Raw genomic sequence first — 18,747 nt, 5'->3', positions numbered from 1 at the left:
ATCCATGCGCTTGCAGACGCACCCTATTAAACCGGTACGTATGATAACGGAACGTTCGATTTATTCTACGAGAAGGTAACAAAAACATCCGATTTTCGGGTGAGTGGTGGATAAATCCGGCAGAAAACTGAATAAACCCTAGGGAGCGGAGGGATGAAACTGTATATTCGGAGAGAAGCGGAGGGGGAACTAATTGATAGGTGAATAACCCCATTTCAGGACCGGACGCCGTCCTCTCTCCGTCCTCTCCGCATCCTACCCCTCGAACACGCGCAGCTTCATGCCGGCTTCCTCGAGCATGGACATGGCCAGCTCGTCGGGATACGGGTTCTGGTAGACGATCTCCTCGATGCCGGCGTTGATGAGCATCTTGGCGCACACGACGCAGGGCTGCGTGTTCACGTAGATGGACGCGCCCGTGATGTTGATGCCGTAGCGCGCCGCCTGGATGATGGCGTTCTGCTCGGCGTGCAGGCCGCGGCAGATCTCGTGACGCTGGCCGCTGGGCACGCCGAGCTGCTGGCGCAGGCAGCCGGTCTCGGCGCAGTGGCGCATGCCGGTGGGCACGCCGTTGTAGCCGGTGGCCAGGATGCGGCGGTCCTTCACGATGACGGCCCCCACCCCGCGGCGCATGCAGGTGGTGCGGGTGGCGACTTCGTTCGCCAGCTTCATGAAGTACTCGTCCCAGCTGGGGCGGTGATCGATCGTCTCGGTCATGTCGCGCTTCCTTTCAACCTGTGGGGCGGCGGAAGGGCGGCGCAACGCCCAGTCGCTCGGCAGTCCTGCTCGCACGAAACGTCCAGTGGACGTTTCGGCTCGTGCGGAACTCGCTTGGTGAGCGCCGCGCCGCCCTTCCGCCTTCTCCGTTGCCGCGGACCGGGCCGGAGTCGCGCAGAGCGCTCTCCGGCTCGGGGGGTTCATGGATCTGCTCTCCCGTTTGGGAGGGGTTCGACCTGCGGGGTTCTCCTACTTCGTGCCGAAGATGCGGTCGCCGGCGTCGCCCAGGCCGGGGACGATGTAGGCGTGGTCGTTGAGGCACTCGTCAATGGCGCAGGTGTAGATCTGGACGTCCGGGTCGGCGGCGAGGACGGTCTCGATGCCCACGGGCGCCGCCACGAGGACGACGAGCTTGATGTTCTTCACGCCCTGCTCGCGCAGGTAGTGGATGGCCGCGGTGGCGGAGCCGCCGGTGGCGAGCATGGGATCCACCACGAGCACGTCGCGCTGGGCGATGCTGTCGGGGAGCTTCGCGTAGTACTCGTGCGGCTCGTGGGTGTCGGGGTCGCGGTACATGCCCAGATGGCCGACGAACGTGGAGGGCATGAGCTCCTGGAGGCCCTCCACCATGCCGAGGCCGGCGCGCAGGATGGGCACGATCACCATCTTCTTGCCGGCAACCTGCTTGCACGTGGTCTTGCAGATGGGGGTCTCCACCTCCACGTCCTCGAGGGCCAGGTCGCGCGTGGCCTCGTAGCCCTCGAACATGGCCAGCTCGCGCACGAGGGCGCGGAAGTCCTTGGACGAGGTGTCCTTGTTGCGCAGCTTCGACAGCTTGTGCTGCACCATGGGATGGTCGACGACGGTGACGCGGTCGTACTCTTTCGTCATAGGGATGCGCTCCTCGTTCCTAGTAGTCGAGTTCGGGGTAGAGCGGGTGGGCGGCCAGGAGCGCGTCCACCTTGGCGCGGATGTCGGCGAGCAAGGCAGCGCTTTCGGCATTGAACACCGTGGCGGCGATGAGCTGGCCCACCTCGTAGAAGTCGTCGGCCGTGAAGCCGCGGGTGGTGGCAGCGGCGCTTCCCACGCGGATGCCGCTCGTGACGAACGGGCTGCGCGGCTCGTTGGGGATGGAGTTCTTGTTCACCGTGAGGCCCACGCCCTCGAGCAGCTTCTCGGCATCCTTGCCGGTGACGTCGGCGGGCGTGAGGTCCACGAGGCACAGGTGGTTGTCGGTGCCGCCGGACACGAGGCGCAGGCCCCCGTCCATCATGCCCTGGCCGAGGCGCGCGGCGTTCTCCACCACCTGGCCGATGTACTCTTTGTAGGAGGGTTGCGCGGCCTCGCCGAACGCGACGGCCTTGCCGGCGATGACGTGCATGAGCGGGCCGCCCTGCGAACCGGGGAACACGGCCTTGTCCACGCGCTTGGCGATGTCCTCGTCGTTCGAGAGGATGAAGCCGCCGCGCGGGCCGCGCAGCGTTTTGTGGCTGGTGGACGTGACCACGTCGGCGTGCGGCACGGGGCTCGGGTGCGCGCCCGCGGCCACGAGGCCGGCGATGTGGGCCATGTCCACCATGAAGTACGCGCCCACCTCGCGCGCGATGGCGGCCATGCGCTCGAAGTCGATGATGCGCGGGTACGCGCTCGCGCCGCCCACGATGAGCTTCGGGCGAACCTCCTTGGCGATGCGCTCCACCTCGTCGTAGTCGATCGTTTCCGTCTCGGGGTCCACGCCGTAGCTGGCGAAGTTGTAGTGACGGCCGGAGAAGTTCACGGGCGAGCCGTGCGTGAGGTGGCCGCCCTCGGCCAGGCTCATGCCGAGCACCGTGTCGCCCAGCTCGATGAGCGCCTCGTACGCGCCCAGGTTCGCGTTCGCGCCGCAGTGGGGCTGGACGTTCGCGAAGCTCGCGCCGAACAGCGCGCAGGCGCGGTCGCGGGCGAGGTCCTCCACGATGTCGACCTTCTCGCAGCCGCCGTAGTAGCGCTTGCGGGGATAGCCCTCGGCGTACTTGTTCGTGAGCACGCTGCCCACGGCCTCGAGGACGGCGGGAGACGTGAAGTTCTCCGAGGCGATGAGCTCCACGGAGTCGCGCTCGCGGGCGAGCTCCTGGCGCAGGGCGTCGGCGACGGCGGGGTCTTGCTCGGGCAGGTAGGTCAAGGGCATGGCGGTTCCTTTCGGATACGGGTGCGGTTCGCGAAAGCGGGGTCGCTGATGTCGCGACTTATGCTAGCACAACGGCCCGCGCCGGTTGAGCGGGCGCGGGCCGTCGGTTCGACCTCACTTGGCTTCGAGAGCCATGATCTTCGCCACGCGGCCGGCGTGGCGGCCCTCCCCGAAGGGGGTGGCGAGGAATGCGTCGAGGATGGCACGGTTCGTCTCCTCGTCCACGAAGCGGCCGGAGAGCGTGACGACGTTCGCGTCGTTGTGCTCGCGCGACAGCTCGGCGAACTGCGGGTTAATGACGTTCACGGCGCGGATGCCGTCCACCTTGTTCGCGGCCACGGCCATGCCGATGCCCGTGCCGCACACGAGCACGCCGCGCTCGGCCGCACCGCCCGCCACGTCGCGCGCGACGAGCTCGGCGAAGTCCGGGTAGTCCACGCGGTCGTCGTTGCCGGGGCCGCGGTCGATGACCTCGTGGCCTTGGTCGCGCAGGTACGCCGCGAGCGCCTGCTTCTGCTCGAAGCCCGCGTGGTCGCTGGCGATGCTGATGTTCATGGGCGGTTCCTTTCCATTCGTCTCTCGCTGCTCTCGGTTCCCGCCACGCCGGGCGGGCGGCAGGCCGTCCTTGGGGCGACCGGGGCGTTTATCTTGCCATCGTGCGCTTCACGGCCTCGGCCCAGCCTTCCAGCAGCTTGGCGTGGCGGGCGTCCTCCATGCCCGGTACGTAGACCGTGTCCGACAAGCGCAGATCGCACAGGCGCGCGGTGTCCTTCCAGAAGCCGGTTCCCAAACCGGCCAGGTAGGCCGCGCCGAGCGCCGTCGTCTCCGTATTCTGGGGACGGTGCAGCGACGTGCGCAAGAGGTCGCTTTGGAACTGCATGAGAAAATCGTTCGCCGACGCGCCGCCGTCCACCTTGAGCACCTTCAGCGGCAGGCCCGCGTCCGCCTCCATGGCCACGGCCAGGTCGTGCACCTGGTAGGCCAGCGACTCCAGCGCGGCGCGCACGATATGGGCGCGGTTCGTCCCGCGCGTGAGGCCGTAGATGGCACCGCGCGCCTCGGCGTCCCAGTACGGCGCACCGAGCCCGGTGAAGGCGGGCACCACGTACACGCCGCCCGTGTCGGGCACGCTGCGCGCGATGGCGCACGTCTCGGCCACGTCGTCGATGAGGCCCAGCTCGTCGCGAAGCCACTGCAGCAGCGCGCCGGCCATGAACACGCTGCCCTCGAGCGCGTACTCGGGCCCGGGCGTGCCCGGCGCGGAGGCGGCCAGCGTCGTGACCAGGCGGTTCGTGGAACGGCACGCCTCGCGCCCCGTGTGCATGAGCAGGAAGCAACCGGTGCCGTACGTGTTCTTCGCCTGCCCCGCCTCGAAGCAGCACTGGCCGAAGAGCGCGGCCTGCTGGTCGCCCGCCACGCCGCGGATGGGCACGCCGCGCACCACGCCGGGGTTCGCCGTCACGCCGTAGTCGGCCGACGAGGGGCGCACGTCCGGCAGCAGGGACGCGGGAATGCCGAACAGGTCGAGCAGCCACGGGTCCCAGCGCATCCCGTGGATGTCGTAGAGCATGGTGCGGCTGGCGTTCGTGACGTCGGTGGCGTGCACCTGCCCGTCCGTGAGCGACCACACGAGCCAGCTGTCCACGGTGCCGAACGCCAGCTTGCCGGCCTCGGCGTCGGCGCGGGCGCCGGGCACGTTGTCGAGCAGCCACTTGATCTTGCTGGCCGAGAAGTAGGCGTCGGGCACGAGCCCCGTCGTGTCCGCGATGCGACGGGCGACGTCGGGGTCGCCGCAGAGTTCCTCCACGATGGGCGCCGTGCGGCGGCACTGCCACACGATGGCGTTGCCCACGGGCCGGCCCGTCTCGCGGTTCCACAAGACCGTGGTCTCGCGCTGGTTCGTGATGCCGATGCTGTCCAGGTCGGCGGGCCCCAGGCCGTGCGACACCGTGAGCTCGGCGAGGGCTCCCAGCTGGGACGACAGGATGTCCAGCGGGTCGTGCTCCACCCATCCCGGGCGGGGGTAATGCTGCGGGAACGGGTTCTGCACCGCGTCGACGACGCGCCCGTCCGCGTCGACGAGCATGGCGCGCGACGAGGTGGTTCCCTGGTCGAGCGCTACGACGTAGGCTTTTCGCATGCGTGCTCCTCTATCCACTGTGCGATGTCAGTATAGACCTGGGCGCGGCCGGGCTCGTTGAGTATCTCGTGGCGCATGCCCGAGTAGAGGACCTCGTCCACGCGCTCGACCCCCGCGCCGCGCAGGAGCTCGGCGGCGGCGTGCACGCCCTTGCCGCAGCTGCCCACCGGGTCCTCGGCGCCGCCCACGAACAGCACGGGCAGGCCGCGGGGCACCTTCGCCGCGCAGGCACGCGTGACCACCTCGCCCGTGAGGTCGGTGAGCGTGGCGTAGCCGCCCGCGGAGAACATGGCGCCGCACATCTCGTCGGCAATGTAGGCGTCCACGACGGCCGGGTCGGTGGACAGCCAGTCGAACGGCGTGCGGGCGTTCTCGATCTGCTTGGCGAAGGCGCCGGCACCCAAACCGTCGAGGAAGGCGCTCCGGTAGTCCTCCCCCTTCGACGCCGCTATGCGGCGCGCGACGAAGTTGCCAGCCTTCGACAGCGCGAGCGGCTGGGTGCCCGTGCCGCAGATGACGGCCGCGGCCAGGCCCTCGGCGTGGCGGGCCAGGTAGGCGCGCACGACGAAGCTGCCCATGGAATGGCCGAACAGGATGTAGGGCGTCTGGCGGGAGTAGCGGGCCGCCACCGTGCGGCGCAGCTCGTGGACGTCCTCGACGAGCACGTCCTTGCCGCCGTGCGCGGGCAGGCACCCCAGCTTGGCGGGGTCGGGTACGCTCTTGCCGTGGCCCACGTGGTCGCTCGCGCACACCACGAAGCCGCAGCCCACGAGGAAGCGGGCGAACTCGTCGTAACGCCCCAGGTGCTCGGACATGCCGTGCACGATCTGCACGACGCCGCGCGGCGCGGGCGCACGGGTGCCCGCCGGGCGCTCGGGCGCCCAGATGAGGCCCCTGATCTGGGATGTGCCGTCGTGGGACAGGAAACCGATCGGAGCAGTGGAAACCGTAGCAGCCATGCGCGCCCTCCCCGGGAGTTGTTTGGAGGCTTCATTATACCCGAGAAGCCGCGGGCGGCGGGCAGATGGGTAGATGGGCGCGATGGCTGGATGCCGGCGAGCCGGGCGGCCGGCCGTCGGCGGGCTGGACGGGCGGATGTCGGCGGACTGGCGGCCAGATGCTGGCGGGCCGGGCGGACGGCCCCCTGTCCGGCTGGTCGAGCTCCCAGCGCAGTAATCACCGATTTTGTACGCCCTGCATCCACCTCGGCAGGGCTTGCGCTTCTTCGAAGCCACGCGACCAGGCGAAACGGGAGCCGTTCGCACCGGGAGGCAGGGGAAGCGAAGCTTTCCCGCGCAAAAACGTCGAAATTCGGTGATTACTGTGCAGAATGGGGAGCAGCGCCCTAGGCGAGGGCGAGGATATCTGCGAGGGTCACGGCGCCCTCGCGCACGATTGCAGGGGGATCCTGCGTGCAGTCGAGCACGGTGGAGGCCACGCCGCTCGAGGCGCCGTCGGCCTCGTCGGGCACGATCGTGCCGACGCGTGCGGCAAGCTCGGGGTCGAGGGCATCGAGGGCGCCGGCGGCCGCACGGCCCGAGAGGTTCGCCGACGTGGTGGCCAGAGGGCATCCGGCGGCGCGGACGAGCGCGAGCGCCGTGGCGTTGTCGGGCATGCGCAGGCCGATGGTGCCCGCGTCCGAGCGGAACGCCTCGGGCACCTCGTCGGAAGCGTGCACGACGAGGGTGAGCGGACCGGGCCAGTACGCGCCCGCCAGCTTGCGCACGAGCGCGGGAACGCGCGCGCCGTAGCGGTCGAGGTCGTCCGCGCCTCCCACCAGCCAGGAGATGGGCTTGCCGCGGTCGCGCTCCTTCAGGTCGTAGAGCACGTCGGGGCCTGTCGCGGCGCGCACGGAGACCCCCAGGCCGTACACCGTCTCGGTCGGGAAGATGACCGCCTCGCCCTGCCTGAGGGCGCGGGCCGCCTGGTCGATCGTACTGGTTCGCATGAGGTTCTCGCCTTCTGCCGCCCTCCCTGCACCATGCGGGGAGCCGCCATTGTAGCACGCCGCCTCGTGCGCACCGCAACACGCGTCGCCGAGCACCGCACAGCCGGCCGGCTGACGGGAACTCACTGCGCGCCGCCGTCGGGCACCAGCGCGTACTTCTTCTTGATGCGCTCGAGCTTCTTCTTCCAAGGCAGGTACAGGGCGGCGAGGAACGCCACCGTTGCCGCACCGTGCATGAGGTCGAACGGCAGCGCGGCGCCGAAGGACACGAGGACGGCGGGCAGCGTGAGCGGGTGGACGAAGCCGATGGCGTTCCAGCCGTTCAGCAGCAGGCCGTACAAAAGCCCCGACGAGAAGCCGAACGCGAGCAGCGCCGGCGTGCGGTCGAGCCAGCCGCGGTCGGCCAGCACGCCGGCCAGGTAGCCGACGAGCCCCCAGGCGTACATCTGCCAGGGCGTCCACGGGCCCTGTCCGAAGAAGAAGTTCGACACGAGCGCGGCAAGCGCGCCTACCATGAAGCCGCTGCGCCGGCCGAACACTGCGCCCGCTAAGATGCAGATAGCCGACACCGGCTTGAAGTCGGGGATGGGCGCGAACAGCATGCGGCCGGCCGCCGCGAGGGCGGCGAGCACCACCGTGGGCATGACCTGCCGCAAGGAGGGACGCGAGGTCTCGAAGGCGGCGAAGAACACCCCCACTGCCGTAAGCGCCGTGGCCACGGTGAGCAGCGCGCTCTGGTCGAGGTTGAGGTAGGCGCACGCGGCCAGAACGAGCGGCACCGCCAAGAGCGCGGGCACCTCCAACGCGCGCAGCACGCGGGCGGCGCTCATCGGGCCGTCCCGTCATCGGGATCGAGCGTGTTAGCCCCCGATGCGCTTGCCCCCGACGCGGGCAGAGGACCGCCCTCCAAGGAGGTGCGCAGGCCTCCGCCCGGAGAGGCAAGGGGGCCGGGGCGGGTAGGAGCGCCGCTCCCGCCGTCCGGGCCGTCGTCGGCCTGCGGCTCCCCCGCCCCGGCGCGCCAGGTGCGGAAGAACGCATCGGGCACCGGGCGGTAGAACAGGTTGCCCGCGAAGAACTCCCCGGCAGGTTCCGTGCAGGCGGCCTCGCCGTCGAACAGCATGGTGGCGCGGTCGGCCACGCGGGCGGCGAACGCCAGGTCGTGGGTCACGAGCACGACGGTGGCCCCGGAGCCGGCGCAGGAACGCACCGCATCGGCCAGCACGCGCTTCGTGGGCGTGTCGAGGCCCTTGGTGGGCTCGTCGAGCAGCAGCAGGTCGGGGTCGGTGAGCAGGATCTTCGCGAAGGCGAGCAGCTGCTGCTGGCCGCCCGACAGGTCGTAGGGATGCCGCGCGGCATGCGCCGCGAGCGAGAAGCGCCCGAGCGCCGCATCCACCGCATCGTCTCCGTAGCCGCAGCCGCGCTGCCACTCGCGCAGCTCCTCGGCCACCGTATCGCACACGAACAGCGCCTTCGGGTTCTGCGGCAGCAGCGCCTGACGGGCGGCCAGGCGGTTGGCCACGCGCCCGCGCTCGGGGCGGAGAACGCCGGCCGCAAGGCGCAGCAGCGTTGACTTGCCGCAGCCGTTGCCTCCCACGACGGCGTGGACATCGCCCATGCGCACGTCCAGGTCCAAACCGCGCAGCACCCAACCGGCCTCGCGGGAGTAGCGGAAGTGCGCGTCGCGGAAGGAGAGGACGGGAGGCGCCTCGCGGGTTGTGGCGGAGGACGCCTCGCGGATCGGGCGGGGCGCCGCCTCCACGTCGAGAAGAGGATTCTCGGACCCACCTGACGCGCCCTCGACGCGTGGGGAGGGGATCGCGGATGCAGGGCCGAAGGCGGACGCGGGGCCGGGTGCGGGTGCAGCTGCCGTCGCGCAGGGAACGGCAACCGGGCGCACCTGGCCGTTCGCCAGCTCCACGAGGTCGGTGGCGTAGGGGGCGGTGGCCTCGGGGGCGTGGGTTGCCATGACGACGGTGATGCCCAGCTCGCGGTTCACGCGGAAGAGCGCGTGCAGGAAGTTCTTCTCGGCCACCGGGTCGAGCTGCGCCGTGGGCTCGTCGAGCACGAGCAGCCGCGGTTGGCACGCCAGCACGGCCGCCAGGTTCACCATCTGCTGCTGGCCGCCCGACAGGTCGGCCACGGACGCGCGGAACCACGGCTCGATGCCGAAGAAGTGCGCGACCTCGGCGACGCGCCGGCGCATGGCGTTCTGGTCGAGGCCGATGTTCTCCAGCGCGAACGCCAGCTCGTGCCACACCGTGTCGCACACCAGCTGGTTCTCCGGGTTCTGGGCGACGTAGCCCACCTGCGCGGCGCCGTCGGCGGCGTCGAACGCGGCCGGCTCGCGGCCCAGCACCTCCAAGCGGCCCTCCTGGGCGCCCGTCGGCGCGAGCGCGGGCTTGAGGCAGCGCAGAAGCGTGGTCTTGCCGCAGCCGGTGGCACCCACGAGCAACGTGAACGACCCCTCCGCAACCCGCCAGTCGAGCGGGCCGAACGTGCGCGCCGGCGCATCGGGGTAGGTGAACGCGAAGCCCTGCGCCCTCACCGCGTCCATCGCGCACGCTCCTTTAGCTCGAGCGCGAGCGGCGCGAACGCCAGCATGGCAAAGGGAACATAGCCCCACCACACCGCGAGCGCGCTCAGCGTGGGGTAGAAGTGGAACTGCGTGCAGGCGACGTACGCGAGCGCGGCGTTCAGCGCTGCGAGCACCGCCAACACGCCAAGCGCCGCGCCGTCGCGGGCGCGGAAGCGGCAGCGACGGTAGGTCGTGCGGCGCGCGCGGGCGCCCCACCCGCGCGCGCGCATGGCGTCGGCCGTTTCGAGCGAGTCTTCCATTCCCCATCCCATCAGCACGGACGTCAGGCGCAGCTGCGAGCGCGCACCCTCGCGCAGCCCCGTGGCACGTGCGGACGTGCAGGCCCGCTGCACGTCGCCCACCGTGGCGCCCCGACGCATGAACTGGGGCACGAGGCGCATCGCCATGGACAGCATGAGGCCGATCGTGGGGGCCGCGTTGCCGAACAGCGCCATGACCTTGTCCGACGAGAGCACGCGCGAGGCGTTCGAGAACCACAGCAGCACGCACGCCAGCATGGCGCCCATGCAGGCGCCGAACACCAGGCTCTCCAGGTAGAACGCCCGCAGGCCGATGCGGAAGAGCTCCGTGGAGCCCATGGCCGAGAACAGCGGGTTCGCCACCGCCATCACCAGGATGAGCGGCATCTGCCACAGCGCCGTGCGCAGCGTGGCGCGCACGCCCCGCAAAACGATGCTGTACGAGAGCGCCGCCGCGAGCGAGAGGGCGAGGTAGACCGGCTGCATCGCCGCCATGCCGAACGCGAGCACGCAGGCGAAGTAGCTAAACGCCACTGCCGGATGATACCGATCGAACGCCGTGGGCTTCGCGCCCCCGCTGCCGAGCATCGCCGCACCCCCTTCCTATCGAGCGTAGAACCAGCGCACGACGTCGCCGTCCTGCAAAACGACGCTGTCGCAGGACCTCATGATAACCTCGCCGTTGACGGAATACTTCCACCCGCTCTCACCGGGGTACTCCTTTTCCGCCAGGCCTCCGATGGCGTTGACGTAGATACCGAGCGGCGTGCTGGACGCATTGACGGAAAGGCCGCATGCCATAAGCGCGTCGTAGACGGTGGCACCCTGCTCGAACGTGGGGTTCGCGCCGCCCGACACGCGCCCGTCGGCGGCCGACGAGTCCACGGTCACGCTCACGGTGACGGTGGCCGGCCGCGCAGGTGCGCTCAACGAGGCGGATGCAGAGCCGTCCGGCGTCGCCCCGCCGCCCAACGCGCCGCCGTCGGACACGTCGGCTCCTGCCTCGGCTGCGAGTGCCGACGCATCCGCACCTGCGGGGTTTCCGGCCGCTGCCCCGTCCGCTCCGCCCTGCTCCTCCGCCTGCTGCGGGTCGTCCGCGGCGGCGGATTCGTCCGCCTGGCCCGCAGGCCCCGCCTCCTGCGTGGTAGCAAGCAGGTCGCCGGCCTGGGGCCCCTCGGCCGCCGGGGCGGCGACAAAGTACGCCGACACGGCGATGAGAGCGACAGAGAGCGCCGCGGCGATGCCAACGCCCACCTTCTGCGCAGCGCTCAGCGGGACGCGCTTCGCCCGCGAGGCCTCGGCAGCGTGCTCGCCAGCGCCATCGAGGCAGGGGCGCGCAGCCTCATCCTCGCGCGGAGGAGCCGCCTCCTCCACCTCGCCGCCATGGGCGAGGGGCTTATCGTCCCGCACCTCAAGGGGCGCAGCCGCCTCGCCCGCCGTGCGCGGGGCTCGCGGGGCAATGCGGTCGTCCGGCTTCCTGTCTTCGGCCATGACTAGCTCCTTCCCTTCCCCTGCGGCGCGGAAGCGCTCACCCTCCGGCGTCCCAGCACAGCGTACGCGACGGCGCCCGCCAAGCCGGCGGCGCCCACGGCGATGCCCCCGACGGCCCACGGGTTCACGCCGCCGGGCACGCCGGGCGTCGAGGGTCCGTCGTCGGCGGCGAAGCCTCCCGCAGCCGACGAGGCCCCGGCGCGCGTCGACGCCTTCGCCGCTCCCGCGTCCGCCTTCTCCTCCGCCTTGGCGGCGGCCTCCTGCACAAGCGGGGCATGCGCGGCCGCCGGCGCACCGCCGAGCGGCGTGCGTTGGCCGGGTGCCACGCCCGACGAGGTCTCGCCATCCGTCGAACCTTCCTGCTGGCCCGATTGCTTCTCCCACTTGGCATACAGCGTGAGAGCCGACCCGACCGGCGTCGCGAAGTCCCACGCCGCCGTGCACGCCTCGTCGGAGAACCAGCCCGCGAACGTGTAACCGCTGCGCACCGGATCGGACGGGCGCAGCACCGGCTTGCCCAGCGCCACGAAGACCGACGGCACGAACGAGCCGCCCTGCGCGTCGAACGTCACCCGCACGCCGTCCAGCCCCTTCAGGGCGAACAGCCGGCCCGCGTCGTTCGTATAGTACAGGTTGCCAGCGCCGTCGGCCACGACGGAAGCGAAGCAGTAGTTCTGCTCGCCGGCGGCAGGCGTGAACAGCGTGTAGGCCGCCTCGTCGCCCAGTCGGTAGCCGTACACCCCGCCGGGCAGCCCGTTGCAGGTGAAGTACGCGTACGTGCCGTCGCCCTGCAACGACACGAGCGGGGACGACTGCGCCTCGCCCTTCCCGCCGCGCACCGTGCGCTCCACGGAAAGCGACGCTAGATCGATGACCGAGAGCGTGCCGTACCCCTGGTCGTCGGCACCGCATACGAACGCCTTGCCACCCGACACGGCCGGTGTGGAGGTGGACTTGCCGGCAAACTTCACGGAACCCGCCTCGGCCAGCCGGTCGCCCTCGCGGGCGACGAGGTGCAGCACGCCGTCGCCCGACACCACGGCGAACCGGTCGCCCGCGCCGGCCCGCGCCGTCTCGGGGAGAGCGACGACGCCCGCGCGGATCGGGGCGCCCACGTCGACCGTCGCCTTCACCGCGCCCGTCTCGCCGTCCACCAGCTGCACGAGCCCCGCGTCGTTGCCCACGACGAGGTCGGCCCCCGACACGGCGGCGCCGGCCCAGTAGTAGCCGGCCGCGCCGCCCTGCTCGGCCGGTTCGTCCCGCTGCAGCCACCTCATCGACCCGTCACGCACGTCCACGCACAGGCGCACGCCGCCCGTGCCCACGCTGCCGGCGCCGACCGTCGTGAAGGCGGCGAACACGTACGATCCATTCACCGTCAGCGACGAGAGCGACTGGTAGCCCTGCGCGCCGTCCGCCTCGAGCGGCTTCGTCTTCCACACGCACACCAGCTCGTCGGCCGTGAAGGCGGCGAGGCTCCCGTCGTCGGACGGCACGATGACCACGCCCCCCGTGTAGACCGGACGGTTGCAGTAGGCGCTCCTTCCCCCGACGTTCGCGCGCAGCTCCCTCCCGTCGCGGTTCTTCTTGACCGCCCCGGTGGACGCGTCGATCACCCGCAGCTCCCCGTTCACCACGAGGTACACGTCGCCGTTCACGATAAGCGGCTCCGACGCGCCCACGTCGCCGCTCGCACCCTCGCGGAAATCGTAGGACCACGCCTGCTCCGCCGATTGCGTGGGCGTGGGCGCCTCCACCGCGCCGTCCCCGCCGAAGCCGGGCCAGGCAGCATCGTAGCTCGGGCGCGGGGCGTCGGGCTCGATCACGACGTCGTCCAGGTCGGGAAGGCTCGCACCGTATTCAGAGTAGAACCACGACACCTCGTCGCCCGGTTGCAGCACGATCGAGCCGGCGCCAAAGTCCGTGGGCTTGCCGTTCACGAAGAGCTGCCAGTAACGGTACGGAGGTGCAGATTCCATCGCCAGCGTAAGCGACGGATCGAAAGGCGAGGTGACGGAGTCGAGGAACCAGCCGTACGTTCCGTCGGGATCGTAGTCCGCCTCGATACGCTGCGCTGCAAACACCTGCTCCGTGAGATCGGCCGCCGTGGCGCCTTCCACCATCGTATAGGTTGCGGGGGCAGCCCATCGCTGCGCGTTGCCGTTCGCGTCGAGGCCGACGATCTCGCAGGAAGCCGCCACCTGGCCAGGCAGCGTGCCGTCAGAGCCATAACACCAGACAACCTCGTCTCCCGCCTCGAGCACGTGGCCTCCGGCGCCTACCTTCGCCAGCTCCCCGTTCACGAACAGCTGCCAGTACGACCACACGCCCGGGGACGTCTCGACGCTCCCCAATTGCTCGCCGGTGTACGGTGAGGCGATGGAATCGAGGAACCAGCCGTATTGGCCCGTGCCCGTCTGGGCGGACAGACCCGTCTGCTGGAACAGCGCCTCGGAGAGGTCGGCGGCCGTCGCGCCCTCGTCTAGGACGAACGACGTCGCGGAGGCCCACGTCTGCGTAGCCCCGTCGGCGTCCGCGCCGATAACCTCGCACGTCACCGACAGCTTGTCGGAGGGAGCCGGGTCATCCCAGGCGCCGTAGCGCCAGATGACGCGGTCGCCCGGCTGGAGCACGCAGTCACCCGCGCCCTTGCCAAGGTCCTGGCCATTCACGTAGAACATCCAGCCCAAGCCCTGGAACGTGCCCCAACGAAGCGTCAGCACGGCGTCGAACGGCGAGGTGATGGAGTTGAGCGACCATCCCCATGCGCCGATGCCGAAGTCAGCCGTCATCCCGGTTCTCGCGAACAGCGCCTCGGCCAGATCGGCCACCGTGGCCCCCGCGTCGAGCGTGTACGGCTCGGCCGCCGCCCAGGTCTGCGCCGCGCCGTCCTTGTCCATGCCGATCACCGAGCACGTGGCCGTGACGAAGGGGTCCTCCTGCCCGCTCGTGCCCTCGACCGTGAACTCGGCGGCCACGGTGCGCCCGGCCAGCTTCTGGAAGACGGGGTCGTCCGGATAGCGCTCCGCATAGCGCGCGTACTTCTCGCTGGACAGCCGCGACTCGACCGTCACCTTCGCGTTGTATGCGGGCTGGGTCACCAGCAGGTTCTCATGGGACACCACGGAAGGGTTGCTCGACTTGAACAGGCGCCAGCCGGCCGAGCCCAAGGGGTCGTAGCCCTCGAGGTCCACCGGCACGATGCCGTCACCCGCGGCGTCGGCCGCCTCATGGTCGTACGCCCAGGCCAGATTGCCGTCCTCGTCGAGGTAGGCTTTCTGGAACGCGTGCAGGTCGCCCGTGACCGCGCCGGCGTCCTGGCCGTTCGCAAGCGCGGCGGCGTAGCCGGCCACGGCCTGCTCCATGAGCGCAGCCTCGCGGTCGAGGTCGGCCTGATCCATGGGGGAAACCGTGAACGAGAGCGTCTTGGAGGCGCTGATCTCGGCGTTCGCTTTGTCGGTCACGGTAAGCGTGATATCCACCTGCGCCGGAGCCTCGCCGGGCAGCGGGCGGTACACCTTGCCGGCCCACCCGTTCGGCACCACTGCGTCGGTCGAGGCCGCGTACTTCACCTCGTAGTACTTGCCGTCCACGCCGATCGTAGCCGGCTTCGGCAGGCTCACGTCGCCCGTCAGCGCGCTCGCGCCGACAGGTTCCCCCGTCTCGGCCAGCGTGATGCTGTCGCAGGTGAAGTTCTCCCCCACCTTCTGCTCGAGCGCCGCCCTCTCCGCCGCCACCTTGTCCGGGTCGCCTTTCACGGTGACCTCGAACGTCTTCTCGATAGTCGTCTCCGGGCCGCCGGACGACGAGATGCCCCCCGCGGAAACGGCAGCCGTCAGCAACACGGTTCGGTCGGCCGCCGTGCGCGTGACCTTTCCCGTGCGGTCCGACAACGCGTTGCCGGCAACAGCAACGACCAGAGGGTCGGACGAAGCCCAGGAAACGCCTGACCAGGATTTCTTTGCACCCGAGCCGTCCGACAGTTTGCAGGGAAGCGTCAGGTTGCGCGTCACGCTGGCAGCGCTATCGCCCGAGGCGAAGCCCACCGCAAGCATGGATGCTTTCTGGCCGAGCAGCTCCGCCACCTTGCCGTCGTCCCACGGGATGGCGCCTGGATAGCCTGGAGCATACTCGTAGGTCTCGCCGTTGCGCGAGAGCGTGAACGTGAAATCGAACTGGCGCAGCTGGGTGTAGGACAGATACGGGCTCGATGCGGAATCGGGATCCATGAAGAAATAGGTGATACGGCCGTTCTCGTCTCCTGCGACCGTGGACACGCCCACCGTCGCGTGCTCGTCCGTTCGGCGCGGTTCGGCGGACTTCGTGGTGACGGACACGTCGGCGAAGCCGAGGTCGGCAAGCGCGGACTCCACTACGTCGTTCATGTCCTCGTCCTGGCCGTAGACCGGGTTCGCCCTGAAGCCCGCCTTTTCCAGCTTCTTCGCCGCGCCTTCGAGCGAGTCGGATGCCACGACCGCGCCCGACGTGAAGGCCTCGACCGACGACGTGCCGCTTGTGGCGGTAACCTTGAGGTACCGGCCGGCAGCAGACGCCGGGATGGAGAGGCTCTTGGAATCGGCGCCCTCTATCGGAACGAACGGGCCCTCCGGGCTCTCGCCCGCCGACCAGGCGTACGTTACGTCGTCGGACACGTCGTCGCCGTAGGTAGCGCTCGCCAGGCTTCTGGCCTGGACCCTGGCCGTGATCTCGTCGCCGGTGAACAGGTCGCCCGAGGCGGGGCTGAGCGTCACGCGCAGCAGGTCGTACTCGCCTGCCGCCAGCACGGTGCAGGCGGCGCTTCGCGGGTTGTTGCCCTCCACAAGCGCGTTGGCGGACACGCGCACCTGCTTGCCCACGAGCGCCGGCGAAAGCGTGAGCGCGCCGTCGGGCGCGACGCCCTCCTCAAGCGGCTCGAACGCAGCGCCCTCGCCGTCGCGCACCTCCCACGCGTAGGCCACCTTCGCGTCGGCGGGCGCGGCGCTCTCGTAGTAGCCGTCCTTCACCTGGGCCGTCGGCGTGATGGTGTTGCCCGCCTGCATGCCCTGCCCCGACGACGCCAGCTTGACCGACGACAGCTCGTAGGCGCCCTCCAGCATGATGGGGCCGAGAGGGTCGACATAGGTCGAGCCGTAGTACGAAGGCTGCTTCGTGGAGACGACGGTTCCGTCGGACGTGGCTTTGACCCGCACGTAGCGCCCGGTCGCAGGCGCGCCGTCGATGGTCTCGCCGATGGTGTAGGTCGATCCGGTCGCGCCGGGTATGTTCTTGAAGGCGCTGTCGGACGTGGTGCTGGTTTCGGCGTACTGCCACTGGTAGTCGACGATGGCGCTGCCGGGCACTTGCGCGTAAGCGCTCTCGTAGGCCTTCGCCGAGAGCGTGGATCCCACGCGAGGGTCACCCGTCGCCTCCACCTTGTACAGCTCCACGGAGCCTGCCTTCACCACAGGGCCGGCGGCGGAGGAGTCCTTCTCGCCGTAGCCGCCATCGGCTCGCGCCTCGAGATAGCTGCCGACGAGCTCGTCGGTCACGACGAGGGAGCTGCCCGTCGCGCCCTCGATCTTCTCGTCGGTGGCGTAGGCGCTGCCGCCGCGATACCACGACCAAGCGACGCGCGGGTCGTCCGTCACGTCGCCAGAGGCCGCGCTCGCCGTCGCGTTCAGCGTGTCGCCCACGGCGAGCTTGCCGGACTTGTCGAGCCTGACCGAGGTGACGTTGACGGAGCCGGCCGCGGCGATCTTGCCGGTGGCGCGCGTCAGGTACGTGCTGCCGCCCACCTTCGCGGCAAGGCGGCACTTGACCTGCTTGCCCTCGTAGCCCGCATCCAGCTGGAGGCTCGCCTGCGTCGCGCCGGGAATCTCCTCAAACGAAGCGCCGTCGTCGCTCGCGAGCCACTGGTACGTGAGCTTGTCGGGGTCAATGGGGGCCGAAGCGCCCTTCTCCTTCGCCTGCACGGCGACGGTGTCGCCCACGGCGAACGCGTTGGTGGTCGCCGTGCCGTTCAAGAGGACGGCGGAGTAGATGTCCACCGCCCCCGCCTGCTTGAACGGCCCGTAGCCGTAGGGGTAGCCGAAGTCGACCGTGTTCGCGCCCGCGTTCGCGGACACCGAGATGCACGCGCCCTGGTACTCGTCCGTGACCGTGAACGTGCTGCCGGTCGCGCCCTCGATGGGCGTCCACTTCGTGTTGTAGGAAGGGCTCGCCGTCTCCGCGTACTTCCACGTGTACGCGACGCCCTCGTCCACGTAGGTAGGCGCGTAGGAGGAGCCCGTGTACGCTTTCGCCTCGAGCACCGTACCCACCTCGAACGACGCGGGCTTCGCCAGCTCAACACCGGAAAGCTGCACCGCGCCGGGCCTCATGACCGGGCCGGGAACGTTGTACGTCGAGATGCCGGAGTAGCCGGGGCCGTAGTAGTCGCGGCCGTCGACCGTGACCTTCACGACGAGGTACGAGCCCGCCAGCTCTTCGGCCAGCTCCTCGGTGATCTCGAGCTTCTGCGCGGCCTGTCCCGCGATGGGCTTGTAGGCCGCCGCGCTCGAAGAGGCGCTCGGGCCCGCCATCCACTGGTAGGCCCAGCCGTCCTCGCTGGGGATGGCGTCGTCGGAGTCGTAGTCGTGGAGGTTGGCCCAAAGCACCGTCCCGACTTCGACGGGCCCGGTCACCTTACCGGTTCCGTCCTGGTCCTGAGTAGCCTGGATGAATACATATGAGTCATCGTCCGGTACAGGCGCCGAGACCGGGGCCGGACTGGACGCGGCGCCGTCTTCGGACTTCAGCTCGTCCGCCGAGGTCAATGGGGGATGCTTCGCCTCGAGCACCTGCCCATCAGCGAAACTCGGCTCGTCGCCCTCGGCAGGGGTGGTGGCGTCCTGCAGAGCCGCGCCCGCCGGCTCCTCCGTCGGAACGGCGGCCGGCTCCTCTTCGAGCGCTTCGTCCTGCCCGGCGACTCCGGCAGGTGCGGAGGGCTCGGAGGCCGCGTCCGCCGCCCAGGCGGCGCTCGGCACGAGCGAGAACGCCAGCACCATAGCCATGAGCAGGGAAAGTAGTTTCTTGGGTAGTTCCGCACCGTCCGAACCGGAGCGCGCAGATTGAGAACCGATGGTCATCGGAACCTCACTTTCCAGGGCTTCGAGGTGTGATGGACAGGTAGTCCGACTTTGCCTCATCTGAGACGGGCGATGCTGCGGGGGCATCGCGGGTTCCGCTCATCGGCGTTTACGGTTACTGGTATAGCGCGGGATTCTCACCCGCATTCCCCTCGGGCAGCCTCGTCGGCGGCCCGGCGCCGCGCCCGGCGCGCTCCATCCTAGCCAATTTCTATTGCTGACGCATTCTAGCACCAAACCGACGCCGCGGGGACGGCGCGGAAAGACTCGCGGACAAATAAGGTCTGGCGGGTTACGCCCCGGGCAGCGAGCGCAGCGGCGCAGGCGCCCCCTCGCGGCCGGC

The 18,747-nt window shown here is 69.9% G+C and carries 12 protein-coding genes; all 12 read right to left on the bottom strand.

Annotated features, from left to right (window positions below; genetic code table 11):
* Window positions 1-255 precede the first annotated feature (255 nt).
* The 12 genes from LB310_RS13120 to LB310_RS13065 all read right to left on the bottom strand — a co-directional run bounded on the left by LB310_RS13120 (window position 256) and on the right by LB310_RS13065 (window position 18,329).
* A complete protein-coding gene (locus LB310_RS13120) occupies window positions 256-717 on the bottom strand; it encodes a cytidine/deoxycytidylate deaminase family protein (RefSeq protein ID WP_015540410.1) in 462 nt (153 codons plus the stop codon).
* A gap of 249 nt (window positions 718-966) precedes the next feature.
* Window positions 967-1,608: a uracil phosphoribosyltransferase gene (gene upp / locus LB310_RS13115; RefSeq protein ID WP_278807224.1), complete on the bottom strand. Its 642-nt coding sequence runs from the start codon at window positions 1,606-1,608 to the stop codon at window positions 967-969.
* 19 nt (window positions 1,609-1,627) lie between these two features.
* On the bottom strand, window positions 1,628-2,884 hold the full coding sequence (glyA, locus tag LB310_RS13110) for a serine hydroxymethyltransferase (protein ID WP_301155164.1): 1,257 nt from the start codon (window positions 2,882-2,884) through the stop codon (window positions 1,628-1,630).
* Window positions 2,885-2,998: 114 nt separating this feature from the next.
* Window positions 2,999-3,439 (bottom strand): ribose 5-phosphate isomerase B, encoded by a 441-nt coding sequence (rpiB, locus tag LB310_RS13105; protein WP_278807222.1) that lies wholly within the window; start codon window positions 3,437-3,439, stop codon window positions 2,999-3,001.
* Window positions 3,440-3,527: 88 nt separating this feature from the next.
* Window positions 3,528-5,024, bottom strand: coding sequence for a glycerol kinase GlpK (glpK, locus tag LB310_RS13100; RefSeq protein WP_278807220.1), 1,497 nt, complete (start codon window positions 5,022-5,024; stop codon window positions 3,528-3,530).
* The gene (locus tag LB310_RS13095) at window positions 5,003-5,983 is read right to left on the bottom strand and encodes an alpha/beta fold hydrolase (RefSeq protein ID WP_278807219.1); all 981 of its coding nucleotides are present in this window, start codon (window positions 5,981-5,983) and stop codon (window positions 5,003-5,005) included. The genes glpK and LB310_RS13095 overlap by 22 nt, the downstream gene beginning before the upstream one ends.
* Before the next feature lie 386 nt (window positions 5,984-6,369).
* Window positions 6,370-6,972, bottom strand: coding sequence for an L-threonylcarbamoyladenylate synthase (locus LB310_RS13090; protein ID WP_278807217.1), 603 nt, complete (start codon window positions 6,970-6,972; stop codon window positions 6,370-6,372).
* Between the two features lie 122 nt (window positions 6,973-7,094).
* On the bottom strand, window positions 7,095-7,802 hold the full coding sequence (locus LB310_RS13085; RefSeq protein WP_301155163.1) for an ECF transporter S component: 708 nt from the start codon (window positions 7,800-7,802) through the stop codon (window positions 7,095-7,097).
* Window positions 7,799-9,526, bottom strand: a complete 1,728-nt coding sequence (locus tag LB310_RS13080) for an ABC transporter ATP-binding protein (RefSeq protein WP_278807213.1) — start codon at window positions 9,524-9,526, stop codon at window positions 7,799-7,801. The genes LB310_RS13085 and LB310_RS13080 overlap by 4 nt, the downstream gene beginning before the upstream one ends.
* Window positions 9,514-10,395: an energy-coupling factor transporter transmembrane component T gene (locus LB310_RS13075; protein ID WP_278807210.1), complete on the bottom strand. Its 882-nt coding sequence runs from the start codon at window positions 10,393-10,395 to the stop codon at window positions 9,514-9,516. Before LB310_RS13075 ends, LB310_RS13080 begins: the two co-directional genes overlap by 13 nt.
* A 15-nt stretch (window positions 10,396-10,410) precedes the next feature.
* On the bottom strand, window positions 10,411-11,298 hold the full coding sequence (locus LB310_RS13070; RefSeq protein WP_278807209.1) for a DUF4430 domain-containing protein: 888 nt from the start codon (window positions 11,296-11,298) through the stop codon (window positions 10,411-10,413).
* 2 nt (window positions 11,299-11,300) lie between these two features.
* Window positions 11,301-18,329 (bottom strand): DUF4430 domain-containing protein, encoded by a 7,029-nt coding sequence (locus LB310_RS13065; RefSeq protein ID WP_301155162.1) that lies wholly within the window; start codon window positions 18,327-18,329, stop codon window positions 11,301-11,303.
* Window positions 18,330-18,747: the final 418 nt, after the last annotated feature.

It is taken from the genome of Gordonibacter sp. RACS_AR49, from assembly GCF_030418435.1.
GTDB lineage: Bacteria > Actinomycetota > Coriobacteriia > Coriobacteriales > Eggerthellaceae > Gordonibacter > Gordonibacter urolithinfaciens.
Note: the sequence above shows the minus strand (reverse complement) of the source record. Positions and strands in the feature narration are given on the sequence as shown.

Excerpts from the sequence above, each read along its gene's own strand:
- LB310_RS13095 (WP_278807219.1), bottom strand. The coding sequence starts at position 5,983 with ATGGCTGCTACGGTTTCCACTGCTCCGATCGGTTTCCTGTCCCACGAC.
- glpK (WP_278807220.1), bottom strand. The coding sequence starts at position 5,024 with ATGCGAAAAGCCTACGTCGTAGCGCTCGACCAGGGAACCACCTCGTCG.
- LB310_RS13080 (WP_278807213.1), bottom strand. The coding sequence starts at position 9,526 with ATGGACGCGGTGAGGGCGCAGGGCTTCGCGTTCACCTACCCCGATGCG.
- LB310_RS13120 (WP_015540410.1), bottom strand. The coding sequence starts at position 717 with ATGACCGAGACGATCGATCACCGCCCCAGCTGGGACGAGTACTTCATG.
- glyA (WP_301155164.1), bottom strand. The coding sequence starts at position 2,884 with ATGCCCTTGACCTACCTGCCCGAGCAAGACCCCGCCGTCGCCGACGCC.
- upp (WP_278807224.1), bottom strand. The coding sequence starts at position 1,608 with ATGACGAAAGAGTACGACCGCGTCACCGTCGTCGACCATCCCATGGTG.
- LB310_RS13085 (WP_301155163.1), bottom strand. The coding sequence starts at position 7,802 with ATGAGCGCCGCCCGCGTGCTGCGCGCGTTGGAGGTGCCCGCGCTCTTG.
- LB310_RS13070 (WP_278807209.1), bottom strand. The coding sequence starts at position 11,298 with ATGGCCGAAGACAGGAAGCCGGACGACCGCATTGCCCCGCGAGCCCCG.
- rpiB (WP_278807222.1), bottom strand. The coding sequence starts at position 3,439 with ATGAACATCAGCATCGCCAGCGACCACGCGGGCTTCGAGCAGAAGCAG.
- LB310_RS13075 (WP_278807210.1), bottom strand. The coding sequence starts at position 10,395 with ATGCTCGGCAGCGGGGGCGCGAAGCCCACGGCGTTCGATCGGTATCAT.
- LB310_RS13090 (WP_278807217.1), bottom strand. The coding sequence starts at position 6,972 with ATGCGAACCAGTACGATCGACCAGGCGGCCCGCGCCCTCAGGCAGGGC.
- LB310_RS13065 (WP_301155162.1), bottom strand. The coding sequence starts at position 18,329 with ATGGCTATGGTGCTGGCGTTCTCGCTCGTGCCGAGCGCCGCCTGGGCG.